This window comes from Bacillus sp. FSL K6-3312, from assembly GCF_038007485.1.
Classification (GTDB): domain Bacteria; phylum Bacillota; class Bacilli; order Bacillales; family Bacillaceae; genus Bacillus; species Bacillus pumilus.
Map to the genome: position 1 here is coordinate 933744 of NZ_JBBOXI010000001.1, position 19417 is coordinate 953160.

16 protein-coding genes, 17 tRNA genes and 2 rRNA genes are annotated in these 19417 nt (G+C 42.1%); 29 read left to right on the forward strand and 6 right to left on the reverse strand.

Features of this window, described 5'->3' with window-relative positions; genetic code table 11:
- Positions 1-49 precede the first annotated feature (49 nt).
- From MHI11_RS04455 to MHI11_RS04550, 20 genes are all read left to right on the forward strand, one after another.
- Positions 50-2980 (forward strand): 23S ribosomal RNA (locus MHI11_RS04455).
- 109 nt (positions 2981-3089) lie between these two features.
- Positions 3090-3205 (forward strand): 5S ribosomal RNA (gene rrf / locus MHI11_RS04460).
- A 9-nt stretch (positions 3206-3214) separates the two neighbouring features.
- Positions 3215-3289 (forward strand) — tRNA-Asn (locus MHI11_RS04465).
- A gap of 4 nt (positions 3290-3293) precedes the next feature.
- Positions 3294-3384 (forward strand) — tRNA-Ser (locus tag MHI11_RS04470).
- A 17-nt stretch (positions 3385-3401) separates the two neighbouring features.
- A tRNA-Glu gene (locus tag MHI11_RS04475) sits at positions 3402-3476 on the forward strand.
- Between the two features lie 32 nt (positions 3477-3508).
- A tRNA-Val gene (locus MHI11_RS04480) sits at positions 3509-3584 on the forward strand.
- Between the two features lie 15 nt (positions 3585-3599).
- A tRNA-Met gene (locus MHI11_RS04485) sits at positions 3600-3676 on the forward strand.
- A 48-nt stretch (positions 3677-3724) separates the two neighbouring features.
- Positions 3725-3801: transfer RNA gene (locus MHI11_RS04490), tRNA-Asp, on the forward strand.
- A gap of 18 nt (positions 3802-3819) precedes the next feature.
- Positions 3820-3892: transfer RNA gene (locus MHI11_RS04495), tRNA-Phe, on the forward strand.
- Between the two features lie 9 nt (positions 3893-3901).
- Positions 3902-3974, forward strand: a tRNA-Thr gene (locus MHI11_RS04500).
- 15 nt (positions 3975-3989) lie between these two features.
- A tRNA-Tyr gene (locus MHI11_RS04505) sits at positions 3990-4074 on the forward strand.
- Positions 4075-4087: 13 nt separating this feature from the next.
- A tRNA-Trp gene (locus MHI11_RS04510) sits at positions 4088-4161 on the forward strand.
- 30 nt (positions 4162-4191) lie between these two features.
- Positions 4192-4267, forward strand: a tRNA-His gene (locus tag MHI11_RS04515).
- 9 nt (positions 4268-4276) lie between these two features.
- Positions 4277-4348 (forward strand) — tRNA-Gln (locus tag MHI11_RS04520).
- 7 nt (positions 4349-4355) lie between these two features.
- Positions 4356-4430 (forward strand) — tRNA-Gly (locus MHI11_RS04525).
- A gap of 5 nt (positions 4431-4435) precedes the next feature.
- Positions 4436-4506 (forward strand) — tRNA-Cys (locus MHI11_RS04530).
- A gap of 13 nt (positions 4507-4519) precedes the next feature.
- Positions 4520-4608 (forward strand) — tRNA-Leu (locus MHI11_RS04535).
- A 36-nt stretch (positions 4609-4644) separates the two neighbouring features.
- Positions 4645-4726 (forward strand) — tRNA-Leu (locus tag MHI11_RS04540).
- A gap of 327 nt (positions 4727-5053) precedes the next feature.
- Positions 5054-5848, forward strand: a complete 795-nt coding sequence (locus MHI11_RS04545) for a phosphotransferase (RefSeq protein WP_340909594.1) — start codon at positions 5054-5056, stop codon at positions 5846-5848.
- A gap of 49 nt (positions 5849-5897) precedes the next feature.
- Positions 5898-6602: a hypothetical protein gene (locus MHI11_RS04550; RefSeq protein WP_044141639.1), complete on the forward strand. Its 705-nt coding sequence runs from the start codon at positions 5898-5900 to the stop codon at positions 6600-6602.
- A gap of 30 nt (positions 6603-6632) precedes the next feature.
- On the opposite strand, the gene MHI11_RS04555 is transcribed toward MHI11_RS04550, so the two are convergent.
- The 5 genes from MHI11_RS04555 to MHI11_RS04575 all read right to left on the reverse strand — a co-directional run bounded on the left by MHI11_RS04555 (position 6633) and on the right by MHI11_RS04575 (position 9400).
- Positions 6633-7178, reverse strand: a complete 546-nt coding sequence (locus MHI11_RS04555) for a histidine phosphatase family protein (RefSeq protein ID WP_340960527.1) — start codon at positions 7176-7178, stop codon at positions 6633-6635.
- Between the two features lie 56 nt (positions 7179-7234).
- The gene (locus tag MHI11_RS04560; RefSeq protein WP_065097748.1) at positions 7235-7426 is read right to left on the reverse strand and encodes a hypothetical protein; all 192 of its coding nucleotides are present in this window, start codon (positions 7424-7426) and stop codon (positions 7235-7237) included.
- A 127-nt stretch (positions 7427-7553) separates the two neighbouring features.
- Complete coding sequence (locus MHI11_RS04565) at positions 7554-7823, reverse strand: hypothetical protein (protein WP_044141636.1); 270 nt, start codon at positions 7821-7823, stop codon at positions 7554-7556.
- Positions 7824-7888: 65 nt separating this feature from the next.
- Positions 7889-8578, reverse strand: coding sequence for a DUF1963 domain-containing protein (locus MHI11_RS04570; RefSeq protein WP_044141635.1), 690 nt, complete (start codon positions 8576-8578; stop codon positions 7889-7891).
- Between the two features lie 18 nt (positions 8579-8596).
- Complete coding sequence (locus MHI11_RS04575; RefSeq protein ID WP_340909607.1) at positions 8597-9400, reverse strand: DUF2262 domain-containing protein; 804 nt, start codon at positions 9398-9400, stop codon at positions 8597-8599.
- 535 nt (positions 9401-9935) lie between these two features.
- On the opposite strand from MHI11_RS04575, the gene MHI11_RS04580 reads away from it, so the two are divergent.
- Positions 9936-11876, forward strand: coding sequence for an LTA synthase family protein (locus tag MHI11_RS04580; RefSeq protein WP_106064876.1), 1941 nt, complete (start codon positions 9936-9938; stop codon positions 11874-11876).
- 155 nt (positions 11877-12031) lie between these two features.
- The gene (gene lepB / locus MHI11_RS04585) at positions 12032-12601 is read left to right on the forward strand and encodes a signal peptidase I (protein ID WP_044141633.1); all 570 of its coding nucleotides are present in this window, start codon (positions 12032-12034) and stop codon (positions 12599-12601) included.
- Positions 12602-12638: 37 nt separating this feature from the next.
- Here the strand turns inward: lepB and MHI11_RS04590 are convergent, their stop codons facing one another.
- Positions 12639-13934 (reverse strand): homocysteine synthase, encoded by a 1296-nt coding sequence (locus tag MHI11_RS04590; protein WP_340909615.1) that lies wholly within the window; start codon positions 13932-13934, stop codon positions 12639-12641.
- Between the two features lie 779 nt (positions 13935-14713).
- Here MHI11_RS04590 and MHI11_RS04595 point away from each other — a divergent pair.
- The 7 genes from MHI11_RS04595 to MHI11_RS04625 all read left to right on the forward strand — a co-directional run bounded on the left by MHI11_RS04595 (position 14714) and on the right by MHI11_RS04625 (position 19330).
- Entirely contained in the window at positions 14714-14926 is a 213-nt protein-coding gene (locus MHI11_RS04595) for a hypothetical protein (protein WP_003211695.1), read from the forward strand.
- 115 nt (positions 14927-15041) lie between these two features.
- The gene (locus MHI11_RS04600) at positions 15042-15788 is read left to right on the forward strand and encodes an ABC transporter ATP-binding protein (protein WP_044141631.1); all 747 of its coding nucleotides are present in this window, start codon (positions 15042-15044) and stop codon (positions 15786-15788) included.
- Entirely contained in the window at positions 15766-17232 is a 1467-nt protein-coding gene (locus tag MHI11_RS04605; protein WP_340909621.1) for a hypothetical protein, read from the forward strand. The genes MHI11_RS04600 and MHI11_RS04605 overlap by 23 nt, the downstream gene beginning before the upstream one ends.
- A complete protein-coding gene (locus MHI11_RS04610; RefSeq protein ID WP_340960528.1) occupies positions 17216-18121 on the forward strand; it encodes a PqqD family protein in 906 nt (301 codons plus the stop codon). Before MHI11_RS04605 ends, MHI11_RS04610 begins: the two co-directional genes overlap by 17 nt.
- Positions 18118-18399: a hypothetical protein gene (locus tag MHI11_RS04615; RefSeq protein ID WP_144525838.1), complete on the forward strand. Its 282-nt coding sequence runs from the start codon at positions 18118-18120 to the stop codon at positions 18397-18399. Before MHI11_RS04610 ends, MHI11_RS04615 begins: the two co-directional genes overlap by 4 nt.
- Before the next feature lie 80 nt (positions 18400-18479).
- Entirely contained in the window at positions 18480-19136 is a 657-nt protein-coding gene (locus MHI11_RS04620; protein ID WP_340909626.1) for a hypothetical protein, read from the forward strand.
- 120 nt (positions 19137-19256) lie between these two features.
- Positions 19257-19330: transfer RNA gene (locus tag MHI11_RS04625), tRNA-Gly, on the forward strand.
- Positions 19331-19417: the final 87 nt, after the last annotated feature.

The window sequence follows — 19417 nt, forward strand, 5'->3', positions numbered from 1 at the left end:
TGCAATGCAAAGTTCATCACACATAGTGATTCTTTCTAAAGTAAGAAATGGTTAAGTTAGAAAGGGCGCACGGTGGATGCCTTGGCACTAGGAGCCGATGAAGGACGGGACGAACACCGATATGCTTCGGGGAGCTGTAAGCAAGCTTTGATCCGGAGATTTCCGAATGGGGAAACCCACTGCTCGTAATGGAGTAGTATCCATACTTGAATACATAGAGTATGAGAAGGCATACCCGGGGAACTGAAACATCTAAGTACCCGGAGGAAGAGAAAGCAAATGCGATTCCCTGAGTAGCGGCGAGCGAAACGGGAACAGCCCAAACCAAGAGGCTTGCCTCTTGGGGTTGTAGGACACTCTATACGGAGTTACAAAGGAACGATATAAGCGAAGAGGTCTGGAAAGGCCCGCCAAAGAAGGTAACAGCCCTGTAACTGAAATGTTGTTCTCTCCAGAGTGGATCCTGAGTACGGCGGAACACGTGAAATTCCGTCGGAATCCGGGAGGACCATCTCCCAAGGCTAAATACTCCCTAGTGACCGATAGTGAACCAGTACCGTGAGGGAAAGGTGAAAAGCACCCCGGAAGGGGAGTGAAATAGATCCTGAAACCGTGTGCCTACAAGTAGTCAGAGCCCGTTAAAGGGTGATGGCGTGCCTTTTGTAGAATGAACCGGCGAGTTACGATCCCGTGCAAGGTTAAGCAGAAGATGCGGAGCCGCAGCGAAAGCGAGTCTGAATAGGGCGCATGAGTACGTGGTCGTAGACCCGAAACCAGGTGATCTACCCATGTCCAGGGTGAAGTTCAGGTAACACTGAATGGAGGCCCGAACCCACGCACGTTGAAAAGTGCGGGGATGAGGTGTGGGTAGGGGTGAAATGCCAATCGAACCTGGAGATAGCTGGTTCTCTCCGAAATAGCTTTAGGGCTAGCCTCAAGGTAAGAGTCTCGGAGGTAGAGCACTGATTGGACTAGGGGCCCCTACCGGGTTACCGAATTCAGTCAAACTCCGAATGCCGATGACTTATCCTTGGGAGTCAGACTGCGAGTGATAAGATCCGTAGTCGAAAGGGAAACAGCCCAGACCGCCAGCTAAGGTCCCAAAGTATACGTTAAGTGGAAAAGGATGTGGAGTTGCTTAGACAACCAGGATGTTGGCTTAGAAGCAGCCACCATTTAAAGAGTGCGTAATAGCTCACTGGTCGAGTGACTCTGCGCCGAAAATGTACCGGGGCTAAACGTATCACCGAAGCTGCGGACTGTTCTTACGAACAGTGGTAGGAGAGCGTTCTAAGTGCTGTGAAGTCAGACCGGAAGGACTGGTGGAGCGCTTAGAAGTGAGAATGCCGGTATGAGTAGCGAAAGACGGGTGAGAATCCCGTCCACCGAATGCCTAAGGTTTCCTGAGGAAGGCTCGTCCGCTCAGGGTTAGTCGGGACCTAAGCCGAGGCCGAAAGGCGTAGGCGATGGACAACAGGTTGATATTCCTGTACCACCTCCTCACCATTTGAGCAATGGGGGGACGCAGGAGGATAGGGTAAGCGCGGTATTGGATATCCGCGTCCAAGCAGTTAGGCTGGGAAATAGGCAAATCCGTTTCCCGTGAAGGCTGAGCTGTGATGGCGAGCGAAATTTAGTAGCGAAGTTCCTGATTCCACACTGCCAAGAAAAGCCTCTAGCGAGGTGAGAGGTGCCCGTACCGCAAACCGACACAGGTAGGCGAGGAGAGAATCCTAAGGTGATCGAGAGAACTCTCGTTAAGGAACTCGGCAAAATGACCCCGTAACTTCGGGAGAAGGGGTGCTTCTTAGGGTGTTAAAGCCCCGAGAAGCCGCAGTGAATAGGCCCAGGCGACTGTTTAGCAAAAACACAGGTCTCTGCGAAGCCGTAAGGCGAAGTATAGGGGCTGACGCCTGCCCGGTGCTGGAAGGTTAAGAGGAGCGCTTAGCGTAAGCGAAGGTGCGAATTGAAGCCCCAGTAAACGGCGGCCGTAACTATAACGGTCCTAAGGTAGCGAAATTCCTTGTCGGGTAAGTTCCGACCCGCACGAAAGGCGCAACGATCTGGGCACTGTCTCAACGAGAGACTCGGTGAAATTATAGTACCTGTGAAGATGCAGGTTACCCGCGACAGGACGGAAAGACCCCGTGGAGCTTTACTGCAGCCTGATATTGAATGTTGGTACAGCTTGTACAGGATAGGTAGGAGCCTTGGAAACCGGAGCGCTAGCTTCGGTGGAGGCATCGGTGGGATACTACCCTGGCTGTATTGACCTTCTAACCCGCTGCCCTTATCGGGCAGGGAGACAGTGTCAGGTGGGCAGTTTGACTGGGGCGGTCGCCTCCTAAAATGTAACGGAGGCGCCCAAAGGTTCCCTCAGAATGGTTGGAAATCATTCGCAGAGTGTAAAGGCACAAGGGAGCTTGACTGCGAGACCTACAAGTCGAGCAGGGACGAAAGTCGGGCTTAGTGATCCGGTGGTTCCGCATGGAAGGGCCATCGCTCAACGGATAAAAGCTACCCCGGGGATAACAGGCTTATCTCCCCCAAGAGTCCACATCGACGGGGAGGTTTGGCACCTCGATGTCGGCTCATCGCATCCTGGGGCTGTAGTCGGTCCCAAGGGTTGGGCTGTTCGCCCATTAAAGCGGTACGCGAGCTGGGTTCAGAACGTCGTGAGACAGTTCGGTCCCTATCCGTCGCGGGCGCAGGAAATTTGAGAGGAGCTGTCCTTAGTACGAGAGGACCGGGATGGACGCACCGCTGGTGTACCAGTTGTTCTGCCAAGGGCATCGCTGGGTAGCTATGTGCGGACGGGATAAGTGCTGAAAGCATCTAAGCATGAAGCCCCCCTCAAGATGAGATTTCCCATTCCGCAAGGAAGTAAGATCCCTGAAAGATGATCAGGTTGATAGGTCTGAGGTGGAAGCGTGGTGACACGTGGAGCTGACAGATACTAATAGATCGAGGACTTAACCTATATTCTAATGTGAAGTTTGAACATTGTTATCTAGTTTTGAGAGAACATTTTTTAAATATCTCTTGATTTATTTTCAATACATAGTATAATATCTTTTGTCACTAAATTGTCTGGTGATGATGGCGAAGAGGTCACACCCGTTCCCATACCGAACACGGAAGTTAAGCTCTTCAGCGCCGATGGTAGTTGGGGGTCTCCCCCTGTGAGAGTAGGACATCGCCAGGCTTTCTTCATTCCGCAGTAGCTCAGTGGTAGAGCTATCGGCTGTTAACCGATCGGTCGTAGGTTCGAATCCTACCTGCGGAGCCAATTTGGAGAGCTGTCCGAGTGGCCGAAGGAGCACGATTGGAAATCGTGTAGGCGGTAACCCCGTCTCAAGGGTTCGAATCCCTTGCTCTCCGCCACAATTTACATAATAAAGGGCCCGTTGGTCAAGCGGTTAAGACACCGCCCTTTCACGGCGGTAACACGGGTTCGAATCCCGTACGGGTCACCATTTTATAGAATATACACCAGTATTTTTTATTCGGAGGATTAGCTCAGCTGGGAGAGCATCTGCCTTACAAGCAGAGGGTCGGCGGTTCGAGCCCGTCATCCTCCACCATATCTTTTATATCATCGCGGGGTGGAGCAGTTCGGTAGCTCGTCGGGCTCATAACCCGAAGGTCGCAGGTTCAAATCCTGCCCCCGCAACCAAATTATTTTATGTACCAATGGGGAGTGCTCATTGAGTACAACCAAAATGGTCCGGTAGTTCAGTTGGTTAGAATGCCTGCCTGTCACGCAGGAGGTCGCGGGTTCGAGTCCCGTCCGGACCGCCATTTTTAAAATGAATACTTGGCTCGGTAGCTCAGTTGGTAGAGCAACGGACTGAAAATCCGTGTGTCGGCGGTTCGATTCCGTCCCGAGCCATCACTATTTGCCGGTGTAGCTCAATTGGTAGAGCAACTGACTTGTAATCAGTAGGTTGGGGGTTCAAGTCCTCTTGCCGGCACTGTTTTTCAAATGTGGAGGGGTAGCGAAGTGGCTAAACGCGGCGGACTGTAAATCCGCTCCCTCCGGGTTCGGCGGTTCGAATCCGCCCCCCTCCACCATTTTTATTTTCATAGGGGCATAGTTTAAAGGTAGAACAGAGGTCTCCAAAACCTCCGGTGTGGGTTCGATTCCTACTGCCCCTGCCAATTTTCTTAATATGATTCATAACATCTATGGCGGTTGTGGCGAAGTGGTTAACGCACCAGATTGTGGCTCTGGCACTCGTGGGTTCGATTCCCATCAATCGCCCCATTTTATTATTGGGCTATAGCCAAGCGGTAAGGCAACGGACTTTGACTCCGTCATGCGTTGGTTCGAATCCAGCTAGCCCAGTTGATTTGCGGAAGTAGTTCAGTGGTAGAACACCACCTTGCCAAGGTGGGGGTCGCGGGTTCGAATCCCGTCTTCCGCTCCAATAATGGCGGCATAGCCAAGTGGTAAGGCAGAGGTCTGCAAAACCTTTATCCCCGGTTCAAATCCGGGTGTCGCCTTTTTGAAAAGACTGCCGGGGTGGTGGAATTGGCAGACACACAGGACTTAAAATCCTGCGGTAGGTGACTACCGTGCCGGTTCAAGTCCGGCCCTCGGCACCATGTTTTTTATCATAAGTTGCGCTCTTTAATGATCATGCCGGTGTGGCGGAATTGGCAGACGCGCACGACTCAAAATCGTGTTCCTCACGGAGTGCCGGTTCGACCCCGGCCACCGGTATCTATTAAAAGTTTCATGATCGGTTTTTACCGTCAACCTAACGTTTCACCCTCGTGGTGAAACGTTTTTTTGTGGTTTGAATGAGTTATTTAGATAAAAATAGAAACCTATTAAAAAATAATGAGCATGTACTTCTTTTAGCAGAATAATCTTTAGATGATTTGCAACATTTGATAAGATACATTTAATCATGTAAGGAAACAAAATGGGGTAGCGCATTCCCATAAAACAGTGTGTACTACCTTTTTGTGTAACTAAATGAATATTTGGGTAAATACACATCTTTAGCTGATATCATCATTGTGACCCAATTTGAGGGGAGAATTTATGAAAAAACAGAATGATCATGAAGAGTTATTGACAGGTGGAAATGTCTCGAACGTATATCGTTTTGGAGATACGGTTCGTCGAGAAGTAAAGTCAGATAATATCAATATCCAAAAGCTGCTAAAGCATTTAGAAAAAAAGAATTTCTCCTATGCTCCAAAGTTTTTAGGGGTTGATGAAAAAGGTAGAGAGATATTGTCCTTCATTGAAGGCGTAGCCGGTCATGATCCCTTAAAAGAATACATGTGCTCTCACCATGCCTTAAAAGAAATAGCGAGAGTGCTTAGACTGTATCATGATGCTGTTTTTGATTTTCCCATTTCAGACGATTGGGAACGAATGGACAATACGCCTAACAACATAGAGGTTGTGTGCCATAATGATTTTGCTATGTACAATATCATTTTCAATAATGAAAAACCAGTAGGAATCATTGATTTTGATGTAGCTGCTCCTGGTCCAAGGCTGTGGGATATCGCATATACTCTGTATACTTGTGTACCTCTCAGTAGGTTTTTTCGCACCGAAACAGGAGAGATCGTGAACTACCATTCATCAGAACATGCAGACCATATAAAGCATAGAGTGAAACTGTTTTTTGAATCTTATGGGGAGAAAATAGCAGAAGATTATTTGGATATGGTGCTGCTGCGTTTAAAAGGGTTATGTCAGTACATGAAACGAAAAGCGAGTGAAGGTGATATAGCTTTTCAAAAAATGATTCATGAGGGGCACCTTGAACATTATCAAAAAGACATTCAATTCATTCATGAACACCGAAAAGAATGGATTTGAGGGTGCCAAGGGCTTCTAAAAATGAATGTAAAAAGGCGGAGTTGTTAACTTGCAAATGAAGACGATATTACAGACCATCATTGAAGACGAGGGATCACATGCTTATCCGCTTTTTAGACAGTACTGTGTGAAGAAAGAACAGGGTCTGCGTAAAGATGCGTTAAAGGTTCTTCAGTTTTTTGTTGAAGAGATGAAGGAGAACGATTTTGCAGCACGGCGTTCATTTGTTGATTGGCTGTTTGAGAAGATTGAACGGTTTGAGGATGGTCATCATTTGCTTGTGTATCCATTGATCATTGGGGTGATTCAGCCTGTTCTGCAAGAGTGGGAGAAGGTTGATCCTATGGATGTGAGACCGTATCGCTGGCAGGGCTTGTTTGTGCATCAGGGAGAAGGGCTGCCCTATTTATTGAAGGCACTAGAGCTTGGAGGCAGCAAGGAGCAGCGTGTCATTGTTCAAATTTGCGAAACCTATTTATCGGTTCTATGGTATTCGTTTCATCATATACATGAAGATCTTTATTTAAGCACCTATGAGAAAGATCAAGAGCGAATTCAAGGCATTGAAGATGTCATGATGCTGATCGAAGATAAGAGGATTCGTACCAATGTTGAAAAACAAGTAGCCTATTATGATCAGCTTTTATCGGACTGGAAGAAATTTCAGCAAACGGAGACAAGAGGCTTCATGAAATGGTGTGCGGAGCGTAAGAAGCCGTATGAGTGGGTAGAGGCTTTTTATTATCAACAATAGATGAGGAAACGGCAGAATTCATTCTGCCGTTTATTTATGCCATATTCGTTCTATTTCTATATGATCTGGCTTGAAATATTTCAGGACATAGACATCTGGATTGCTTAGTTTCTCCCACTCTTTGAATCCAATCGTGGGATCGGCATGTTTAAGAAGCAGGCTCATAATATTGCCATGTGTGACGAATAGGGTACGATCTTTTCCTGAACTTATTTGTTCGTATAGTACTTCTACAATGCGGTTCATGGCTTCAAGGCTTGATTCACCGCCTTCACAAGTCAGGTGTAAGTCCGTAAAACTGAGCTTTAGTTTCTCATACCAATCGTCCATTGGTTTGAGGCTTAGCACACGTTCAGAAAGACGCTGATCAATTTTCACTCTGAGTTGTCTTGTATGAGCAAGGGGCTCAGTGGTTTGGATCGCTCGCTTATAGGGACTTGAGATGATCTGATTGAGGTGAATGCCATTAAAAAACTGTGCTAGTGCGTGAGATTGTGCGATGCCTTGTGGCGTTAAAGACGCATCCTCGGATTGTCCATTGGCTTGGCAGTGTCTAACGATATAATATGTTTTCATGGGCCACACCTTTCATCAAGTATAAAAAAATCATCCAGGATTGGATGAGGATAGGTTCATTTGTTCGGATCTGTTTCTTTATAGGGATCTGTGAGCTTCGAGGTGAGGTCTAAATTGAACAAAAAATCATCTAAGGTGTCTGTACCAAAGGGAAGTGTGGAGAAGTTGATTGGGATGCTTTCTTCTTTCATTTCTGAGGTGATCTGTTGTTTAGGCTGCTTTTTTCTCCAGTACTTAAACAAGCGCATGTAAAGCCCCCTTTTCTATGAAAAAGATGGATTTATACATAATATACGGGGAGAGTTGTCCAGGCGTCAAATGTTTTCTTAGAGAACGATGAAAAGAGCCACAGGAAAGCGCGGCCCTTTTGTCCATTTACTTGGCACGACGTAATGCTTTCAGCACGTTACGTTTGCATTTTAAGTTGTATCGCTTCTGATGAAGTTTATCTGTGTTACATCTGCCAATGACTTGGCGGACATCTGGATGATAAATGATGAGATGTCTGTAAGCTGGATCATTTAATAACTCATGAAACCAGCTATGTTTTTTGAGATGGGCTGCGTTTCTAGAGATATCCTCTTCATCTACCTGTAGAAAAGGGATAAATACAGCAAGTGAAAAGATATCGAAAATGAATCCCATGTTGGTTCCTCCTTCCATATTATTTCCTACGCTTAGAAGGAGGAAAGGCTTCATTCAATAAAACTTTAAAAACAATCCCAATGCATAGACCATTCTTTTGTGTCTTTGTCGTAATAGAAATACATCGTGCCGTTATCACCAATCATGAACCGAGGTTTTTCTTCTGAGGCGATTTGCAGCATGAATTTGCCTAGTTGATGATGGGGTGGGGATTGAATATATGCACCATACCCACCGATTTTTGTGAATGAATAATTTGTGTATTGATCAAAGAAATGTTCTGTCGCTTCATCACTTTCATTTACTTCTGATAAATCGACGTATGACCACGCTTCTTCCCAGCAAGGGTAGTCTTCTTGCTCATTTTGGTTCCATTGGATTTGAAAGGGTTTGAGTCCTCTCACTTCTTCAGGAGTTTCAACTACTTCTAATCCTTCCATATCTACATATTCAATGAGCTTCCAGCCTTCTCCGTTTTTTGTGATATCCATCGGAAGTGCTTTCTGGTTGAGAAAGATTTGAATCATTTTACATTCATTGAATCCGTTCATTCCTCCTGGCACTTCAGGTAAATAAATTTGTAAGATCGGAATCATGACGCCATCTTGATCTGCGGGCCAGCCTTGATCGGGGTGGATGAAGAAATGACCGGCAAACCAGCTGTGTGCTGTTGGATCAGGAAGAAAGCCGCCAATCTTAGCCACGACGGGTGTTTTTCCTAGTTCTTTTAATTCATGAAAAGCCTTGATCTCCATTACTTATCCCTCCAATCTTTAGCCTGCAATGTGGGCATCTTGAAACGTGCCATTGATATTGCCTGAGACAATGATGACATGTCCCCAAAATAAATCACCGTCATGACAGTAGACTTCAAACTCTCCATCTGGGTAAGCATGCAGACTTTTAAGTGAGATGCGGCTCATAAATTGATCCAGTGTGAGCTCTTCTTGTGTTTCAGAGGAGTCATCTTGCTCCTGCCAGTCTTTAGCTAATTCAAGCAGCTGATTTGCTGCAAATGATTTAATAGAAGCATCCCATGTAGTCTGCTCTTTCATGAGTTGTCTAGCGGTTCGAAGAGAGTCGTTTACTTTTTCATCTTCTTCGAGGTTAAAGTAGAGCAGGCATTCTTGATTACTCCACTGGATCGTTGTTTCAAATAAGTCTAGTCCTTTCACTAATTCAAAGGTGCCCAGCAGGTCATTATGATAAAAGACAGGTTTTTTGGCTTCTTCTAGTATCTCTTGCAGCTCTTCATCCTGTGTATCTGTATCGATGAGTGATACAAGCATGAACTCACCTTCACCTTTTCGGACCTGAAGTGTCATGATTGATTCTTTATGTAATTGTGCCTGCTTTTCCCTTAATCCCTCTTCATCTGTTAACCAGCAGAGCCTTATGTTTTCGGTTTTGATGAGGTCTTTTTCCTTCCATGCAATCAGTGGAATAGAAGCGGTCCAAAGAGATTCCTGTCCGGCTTTTCCTGCACCTACTCCTGAAGGTCCTGTGACAGCAATGATGTGGTCTATTTCTTCTGAAAATCGTTCTTCAAATGCGTTCATTTGTTTGTTATGTTTCATGTGATGTCCTCCAGCCTGATTTGTTGAAAATCTATATGTTTATCACACCGTACATCAGGAGGAGAAATCAAGCTTTTTTTGCTTAAAACTTTTTTAGATTGTCAGAAGGAGAGAAAATACATGGATGGCTGGAGGTTGAGTCACAATAAATACGAATATGTTATGTATCGAATTTTGTATATATTTGGGTAAATGAGTCGAAAAGCCTAGGTGATTCTTCCTTTTCTTTATAATTACTTTGACATGAATAGATGAAAAAAGTAAAGTAGTAATGAGTGATTTACAAACCCTTCTTCATCTATTGAATTGCAAAGTGTGTGTAAATGAAATGTAAATGGATATTTTTCCTTTTATTTACTCGTATTTTTTTTTGAAACCTATGATGCTTCTCATTCGTTATATTAAAGGAGCACATATATCCGGCGGAAACAGAGCATCGGAATGCTTGGTGAAGAAGATTTACATTTGCAAAATCAATGTAAATTTTTTATGATTTCATTTATATCAGAACGATAATTAAGAAAGAAGAGGTTTTATGAAAAAAATATTTGCGAACAAATATAGCTTTTTTGTATTGGCTGTCCTTTTATTTTGGGCGAAATCGTACGCAGCCTACAAAATGGACTTTAATTTAGGAGTGAAAGGTTCTTTTCAAGAGGGTCTTCTCTTATTAAATCCATTTAGTTCAGCCATTGTGTTTTTGGGACTGGCTCTCTTTTTGAAGGGTCGTAAATCTGCCATTGTTTTAATTGTCATTGACTTTATTATGACCGCACTTTTATATGCGAATGTAGCGTACTACCGTTTCTTTGATGACTTTTTGACTTTCTCCACAATGAAGCAAGCAGGCAATCTTGGAGGAGGCATGACTGGCGGTGTGTTATCTAGTATTAAGCCGCATGACCTTTTGTATTTCCTTGATATTATTATCTTGATTGCGATTGTGATTTGGAGACCAGAAGTGAAGAAATTCCAAATGAAAAAGACATTTGCACTGTTGATTGTGGCTACAGGTGTAGGACTGTTCTTTGTAAACCTTCATTTAGCTGAAAAGGACCGTCCAGAATTATTAACAAGAACATTTGATCACAAGTATGTTGTCAAATATTTAGGTGTTTATAATTATACGATTTATGATGGAGTACAATCAGCACAAAATGCAACACAGGTAGCAAATGCGAGCAGTGAAGATTTAACGGATGTTGTAAACTATACAGCTTCTCACTATGCAAAGCCAAACGCAGAGTATTTCGGTAAAGCTAAAGGGAAAAACATTATTAAAATCCATTTAGAAAGCTTCCAGTCTTTCTTAATTGACTACAAACTAAATGGAGAAGAAGTGACACCGTTTTTAAACAAACTGGCTCATGGTAAAGAGGACTTTACGTATTTCGATAACTTCTTCCATCAGACAGGTCAAGGAAAGACAGCTGATGCTGAGCTAATGATGGATAATAGTATGTTCGGCTTGCCAGAGGGAGCAGCGTTTGTGACAAAAGGTGAAAATACTTACCAATCACTCCCTGCCATCCTAGATCAAAAAGCAGGCTATACGAGCGCAGTGCTTCACGGGGATTACAAATCTTTCTGGAACCGTGACACGATTTATAAGCATATGGGATATGATCAATTCTTCGATGCTTCATATTACAACATGGATGAAGAAAATCTTGTGAATATGGGTCTAAAGGATAAACCATTCTTCAAAGAATCAATCCCGATGCTAAAATCAATGAAAAAACCATTTTATGCACATTTAATGACATTGACTAATCACTATCCATTTAATTTAGATGAAAAAGATGCGACGATTGCTAAGGCAACAACTGGTGACAAAACAGTAGATAACTACTTCCAAACAGCAAGATATCTAGATGAGTCATTAGAGCAATTCTTTAAAGACTTGAAAAAATCAGGTATGTATAAAGACTCTGTCATTTTATTATATGGTGATCATAACGGTATTTCTGAAAACCATAACCGTGCAATGAGTGAAATTCAAGGGAAAGAAATTACACCTTATCAAAATGCACAAAACCAGCGTGTACCACTCATGATTCGTATTCCTGGCAAACAGGGCGGCGTGAACCATACGTATGGTGGTGAAGTAGACGTGATGCCTACGCTTCTTCACTTACAAGGTATTGATTCAAATGAGTATGTGAATTTTGGAACAGATCTATTCTCTAAGAAGCATGATCAAACTGTTGCATTCCGTAACGGAAACTATGTGACACCAAAATATACACTTGTAGATAACACTGTCTACGATACAAAAACAGGTAAAGTTGTGAAACAAAATAAAAAGACAGAGGCGATTAAAGCCCGTGTCGATAATCAGTTAAGCCTTTCAGATAAAGTGCTTTATAGGGATCTTCTTCGATTCCATAAGCTGTCTGATTTTAAACCAGTGAATCCATCTGATTATTTCTATGGTAAATCAAAAGAAAAAGAAGAGGATTCTTCTACTAAGTAACTGAGTTTTGGGCAAGCACAGAAGGGTGCTTGCCTTTTTCTCTCTCATCGCTTGATTTGTTGGCAAAATATGTTTATATTTAGGGTGATACAAGCGTGATGCTGGCGTGCAGCTAGCGGAACTCATTTCGTCCTAGGGGATTTCAGGAGGAGCTTATGACAACAAATACAAAAACACAAAAAAAGAAATCAGAAGTATGGGGCTGGCTCAAAGCAATTTTAATTGCATTCATTGCTGTTTTTATCATTCGTAACTTTTTATTCGCACCGTACATTGTAAAAGGGACTTCTATGCAACCAACATTACAAGATACAGAGCGGGTTTTTGTGAATAAGACGGTTGATTATTTCGGCGATTACAAACGGGGACAGATTATTGTTCTTGATGGGGAAGACCGCAGCACTCATTATGTCAAAAGATTAATTGGTTTACCTGGTGATAAAATTGAAATGAAAAATGACCAGCTATATGTCAATGGTCAAAAAGTGGCGGAGCCTTACTTAGCGTCAAACAAAAAGAAAGCAGCCGCAGATGGGACCTTGCTGACACCTGATTTTGGCCCTCTTACCGTTCCAAAAGGCAAGTATTTTGTCATGGGTGACAATCGTCAAAACTCAATGGACAGCCGCAATGGCTTAGGTCTTTTTACAAAGAGTGATATTCAAGGAACGACATCATTTGTGTTTTACCCTTTCCAAGACGTTCGACTACTTAATAATGAATAAAATAGAAAAAGCACACAGAGGTGTGCTTTTTTTATTTTCATTCAGCCTGGCTTTTTGTGATCGCCTGTTCAAGATCTGCAATAATGTCTTCAATCGCTTCTGTTCCAACAGATAAACGAATGAGCTCTGGTGTGACGCCTGTCGCTTTTTGTTCTGCTTCACTTAATTGCTGATGCGTTGTGCTGGCAGGGTGAATAATCAGTGATTTAGAATCGCCTACATTTGCAAGGTGTGAGAACAGCTTAACAGAATCAATGAGCTTTTTACCAGCTTCTCGTCCACCTTTAATACCAAATGTGAGAATGGCGCCTTGTCCTTTTGGCAAATAGGTTTGAGCAAGCTCATGAGATTCATGGCTTTCAAGACCTGGGTAGCTTACCCAATCTACAAGAGGGTGATCTTGTAAGAACTGCGCTGTTTTTAATGCATTTTCACTATGCCGCTCGAGACGCAGATGCAAAGTTTCTAGGCCTTGCAGAAGTAAAAATGAGTTGAAAGGTGACAAGGCTGCTCCTAAATCCCGTAAGAGCTGTACACGTGCTTTTGTGATATAAGCCGCTTCTCCAATTGCTTCAGTATACGTCAGACCGTGATAACTTGGATCTGGTTCAGTCAGCCCTTTGAACTTATCACTGTCGGCCCAAGGAAACTTGCCGCTATCGACAATGACACCGCCAATTGATGTACCATGACCGCCAATGAATTTCGTAGCGGAATGGACGACAATGTCTGCACCAAATTCGATCGGTCTCAATAAATAGGGACTTGCGAGCGTATTGTCCACAATAAGCGGAATATGGTGCTTGTGTGCAATGGCTGAGATGGCTTCAATATGTAGAATGTCGCCTTTAGGATTCCCAATGCTCTCTGCATATACTGCCTTCGTTTTGTCTGTAATCGCGGCTTCGAGTTCTTCTAAATTGGACGAATCAACAAATTTCACTGTAATGCCGAGCTTTTTGAGTGTATGGGCAAATAAATTGTATGTGCCTCCATAAAGGCTGCTGGAGGAGACAATTTCGTCACCAGCTCCTGCAATGTTTAAAATAGAATAAGTGGTCGCTGCTTGTCCAGAAGAGACAGCAAGTGCACCAATGCCGCCCTCAAGCTCAGCGATCCGTTTTTCAAAGACATCATTTGTAGGGTTCATAATGCGAGAATAAATATTTCCGGGTTCCTGCAGTCCGAATAAATTCGCCGCATGCTCGCTATCTCTAAAACCGAAAGAGCTTGTTTGGTAAATAGGAACGGCTCTTGAATAGGTAGCTGAATCAAGCTCCTGACCTGCGTGAATGGCTTTTGTTTCTAAACGGAATGAACGTTCTTCTGACATGTGTGTATCCTCCTTTTACTAAATAAAACCAACTAGTTTGATAAGAAATATTTAATAAGACTATAAATGTTGTTTCGTGCCTGGTCAATCATTTTTTAGATAAATCTGAAAAAAATAATAAATAAAGTTGATGGACTTTTTTTATTTCAATGAGGAAAGGTGTGGACATGTTGATGTAAAGAGGGATTGTTTCATTAGAGAGTGCGGATCAGTTTTTTTGAAAGTAATAAATCATTGCCAGCTAGTGAAATCATAGGAATGCCTATGCAGTAAGTTGCTCTTCCATAGAAAGAAGCGAGTCATATGTTGGATGTGACTCAAGAAAGGAAAGGGCTTTTTTCCCAAGGGGCTTTCTTGTATATACATATTTTAAGTGACAAGAGAAGAAGGAAAATACGCTCACTCTTTTGTCGGAATTATCAGTAAATATTTCATAAATGGTGTGATAACGACATATAATTAGGACTTTTTTATCTGATATATCGGGGGAATTCTTTCTATTTCACAAAAAAGAAAGAATATATAAAGGGATTGATAAATAAGGACTATTTCAAAAAAAGAAGAAAAAAGCTGGTTTAATTGACATTATATGGGTTTTGTGGTTCTTATGGATTGCAAAAAACTAGCTAATTAGATAGGGGTCCTACACTTAAAAGTGAAGAATTGAATAAAAAGTCACATTTTGTCCGAAAGTATGTTCGGTCAAAAATGGGATCTTCTGTTGATGTTTGGAGAGTGAAGCCTATGATACGATCATCATAAGCTGGGAGGTGAAAAGTATGACTTATGCAGCGCCGCAAGTTGACTATTCCACTATGGAGCCTGCTATTATGGACCAAGCTTGGTTCTTAGTATTTGTTGCTGTCCTTCTTGGATTGGGAGCAACAGTTGTTCTAGGAGCAGCAGTTTGGTGTTTAGCAAACGGCAAGGGTAGCTTTACAGGAGCCGTTCAGTGGGAAAGTGGCTTAAAAGTCCAAATTGAATGTAAGTAGCTATACTTAGGATTCATCTTTTTACTTCTATGAAATGACACCAGGGCTAAACCGTCTGTGGCGGGCGGTTTAGCCTGATCTGTTTTTAAAGAATATGCAGACACTTGGAGGTTATATGTTTACGATCGAGAAATTAACCAAGACGTATAAAAATAACGTGACTGCTGTCAAAGATTTTCATTTAAAAATCGACCCTCATCAAATCGTTGCTGTTGCTGGACCGAATGGTTCCGGTAAAACAACGATGATTAACTGTATACTCGGCATCATTAAGCATACAGAAGGAACGATTCTTTTGCAGGACGTCACAAATGACGAACCATCCTTTAAAAAACAAGTAGCCTATGTTCCAGATGATCTGCTACTCCCTGAAGCATTGACTGGTGCTGAATATTTAGATTTTGTTTCTTCTATGTATGAATGTAAAACAATTCATAGAAGAAATCAACTAATTGAACTGTTTGATATGGACTCGGCTTTATCAAGACCGATTGAAACCTATTCACATGGTATGAAAAAAAAGACACAGCTGATTGCGGCCTTTATGCTTGATAGTCAATTGGTGATCATGGATGAGCCCTTTAGAGGACTTGATATTGAAGCGGTTATAAACACAAAGAAACTGATGAAACGTTATACCGAGCACCATGGTGCGATCTTGCTTTCAACGCATGATATGCTTTCAGCGGAAGAGCTGTGCCATAAAATCGCCATTATTTCTAAGGGAATTAAAATGGATGAAGGAACGGTCTCAGCCTTAAAGGAGAAGTATCAATCAAGCACATTGGAACAGGTGTTTCTGAAAGCTTCAATGTTAAGTGATAGGGGTGCACATTTTGATGAAATCATTAATCATTTCTAGAATGATGCTTAAAATGTGGCAGCAGGAGATGAATAAGCTCTTTGATACTCAGACGAAGCGGATCATTGTGATCTTATTCTTTTTGTTTGCAGTGACAATGGGCGCCATCATCGGATACAGTTTTACGGGTGTCTTTATGAAGGCATTCTTAAATGGCGATGAACGTTCACTTGGATTACTCGTTGTGTCAATGGCGATCAATGCATCCATCTTTACAAGCCTGTTATTCATTTTGATCAAAGTCAGGACGCCTGAGCAAGACCGTTTTTCTATGCAGCTCAGTTGGTTCCCGCTGTCTACCTTTCAGAAAAGCCTCGGATACTTTATTCCGATGGTGACAGTGGTGGCAGGGCTTGTTTTATTTTTTATCGGTATTCTGCTGTTACCTAATTTTATTGCCCAGGGAATAGGTATTTTCTTTATCTTTACGTTCTTTTTGATGGTGATTTTGCAATCGCTTTTTGTCTTAATGTTTTTGCAACTCATTTATAATATGACCTATTTGGTCGTTCTGAAATTAAAATTACCGTTGCAAAAATTTGCAGCGATCTTTGTTTTATTAGCACTGGTTGTAGCGTATGGAATGACGCATTTTGATATCAATCAAATTCAGCAATCATATATACAGTTTGATTATCATTTGATGTATTTTACAGCACCATTTTTCTTAGCGGCTCAAGGAATGTCTCCTGAAGGGATAAACTATGCAATTTTGATCCTGGTCATCCTTTTATCGGCGGGCGGCGCATTTCTTTCTCTTGCGATGATGCCGATTATGGCAGAGAAAAAAGCGTTAACCTTTTTAAATAAACTGCCGTTCTCTTCTTCAAAAAAATGGTCACTTATTGTAAAGGAAATGAAATCACAGGTGCGAAATGAAGAAAACATTTTAAACTTTCTCATACTCCTCATTGTGATCTTATTCGTCCGTTATCAGTTTGGGTTCCGCTTTGAAGAAGAAGCGTTTTTTGTTCTCTGCGCTCTTGCTGGATTAACCGCCTTCAATTCATTTGGCAATGATAAACGAATGCTGGGGATGTACAAAACATTTGGTCTAAGATCGTGGGAAGTGGCTCTGTATAAGTTTATCGGGCTTTTGCTTGTTGGTGTACTGCAAATTGCAATCTTCATGCTGACAACGCTGACGCTTCCTGATCAGGTTTGGAACGTATTGATTGGGGCCGCTGTCTTATGCAATGCTACTGCGCTCTTTTATGTGGTAGGTATTTTACTTCCGCTTGATCGGAACAATCCCTACACAGGCATTTTTTCATTTGGAGCACTTATTTTACTCATGATTCCGATTGTTTTTATTGGAAACTATGTCATAGGGGAGTCGAGTCAAACGCTTCAATGGCTGCTTGTAGCTGCATTTGAAGGTCTGCTCATCTTTGCCATATACAAAGGTTTTTCATGGAGGTATTCACATGATTCAACTTCTTAACAATAAGCTAAAGATTGAGCGGGTACCGGCTCTCGCGCCGTATGTGACCTTACAAAAGAGGCATCTCACGGATACGCAGTATGGAAGCACACTCCCGATTAATGAAAGTGCCTATCATATGTTAACGAAAGTAGATGGCAAAAGGACAGAAGCGAGTATTACCGCAGAGCTCGCCGATTTGTTTCAGGTCGATGAGTCTGTGATTTCTCGTGACTTTTATCAACTGATAATGGGGTTGAATCAGCACCACTTACTGTCTATTCATTATCAATCACCATATCGGATTGTGACAGCCTGCTGTCAATTTTTCAAGCAGTATCAAGTGAAAATGAAGGAACGATTTGATTGCACTGGTCACTCGTTCCTTCATATTTTTGGGACAGCATTACTCATGGTGACGCGTAAAATCATCTTTTTCTGGATACTATTTATGGTCATGGCAGGAATCGCTTTTTTATTCATTCCTGACCGGTCGATTGCAGCCATTGCGATTTATTTTACAATTATATATTTTGGATTAATTACCGGGACCGCATTACATGAGGCAGCACACGGCTATGCGCATCGAAAATTTGCGGGAAGGGATGGTCCACAAGGCTTTTTTGCGAGTGATATGATGTCTGTGAAATTTGTAAGACCAGTATTAGATCCGTTTCAGAAGAAGCAGGTATGGATTACGCTGCTTGGGCCGCTTGTCCCAGGTGTGATCGGAGCAGCAGGGATCATTGTGACCGTATTATGTCTAAAAGAAAATCCAATCTCGACCGGCTTCTTTATTTTTTCAATCACATATTTTATTCAATTACTCTATCTTCTTCCGTTTATGGGGGATGGTAAATCCATTATGAAGCAGCTATTGCTTGGGGGAATGGGAGGACAACGATCATGAACGTACAGGCGATGAAACAAGGTGCTATTGTTGGTGGTTTTCTGGGGTTTTTAGGCTTTCCGATGCTGACAATCGGTGTATTGTTCTATCATTTATTTCAATCAAAAACGAACGATGCTTTATTATTTAACAGTCTCGCTTTTGAGATGGAAGGTTCATCCGCATTTACTTTTCAAATCAAGCCAAACTTTTTTATTTATATGATTGTGATTTTTGCCGCGAGTTTTCTCATTGTGGCTATCTTATCAGCCATGAAGCAGAAAAAAACGAAAGATTAGGAGAATTCTCCTAATCTTTTTTTGTATGTCCAACCAAATTTTAGTATAATAGAAAATAAAAAACATCAAAGGGGATCTCAATGTTAAAAAAATGGAGTGTTCTTATATTCACTGTTTTTCTATTAGCAGGATGCGGTGAGAAGGCTGAAGAAACCACGCAAACCGAGAAGACGGTATCAACAATAAATACGGAGCTTGCTACTAAGAAGCAAGTAACCATCGAACAAATGAAACTGACAAAAAAAGAAAAGAGCTTACTAGAAGCATCAACCACTAATGAAATGGTGGCTTTGACATTAAAAGGATTAACGAAGAAGGATAAGAGTATTACGTTTATCGGGAGTCATTACAAACATGGCCGATTAGCTAACAAGGAAGCATCATCTGCCACCTTTACTTTACATCAAGATGGAACCGACCAAACGATGAATGTGCTCTTACAATTAAAGCATGAGAAAGATACATATGAATCACAATTTAGTATGTGGTCTGACAACAAGAACGAGGGAATGACAAAAGCGACAGCAAGCTTTCCGTTCAAAGTAAGTGACTATGTTTTTTCTGCACAATCTGAAACTGTCAAAGTCTCTTCTGGAGGAAAGGCACTGATTGCGTATACAGCGGCAATGGGGAAAGACGGAAATTCACCGATGCTTGAAGAGATTGAGAAAAATCCAAAGCAAGCGCTGAAGAATAAGTCACATGCCTACTTATTTTATATCCAGCTCGATAAATAACTATCGTAATATATACGGAGAATATGAAGTTTTTTGACGAAAAATCTTCATATTCTCTTGACGAATTGTTAAGAAAGTTGTAACATAATAAAAGTCAACGCGATGACGTTGCTTATTGATGCGGGTGTAGTTTAGTGGTAAAACCTCAGCCTTCCAAGCTGATGTCGTGAGTTCGATTCTCATCACCCGCTCCAATACATAATTTTGTTTATAACGCAGTATTTCGTTTCTTAGATAAACGAAGTGTTGCGTTTTTTATTATGTCAGTATAATGTGAAAAA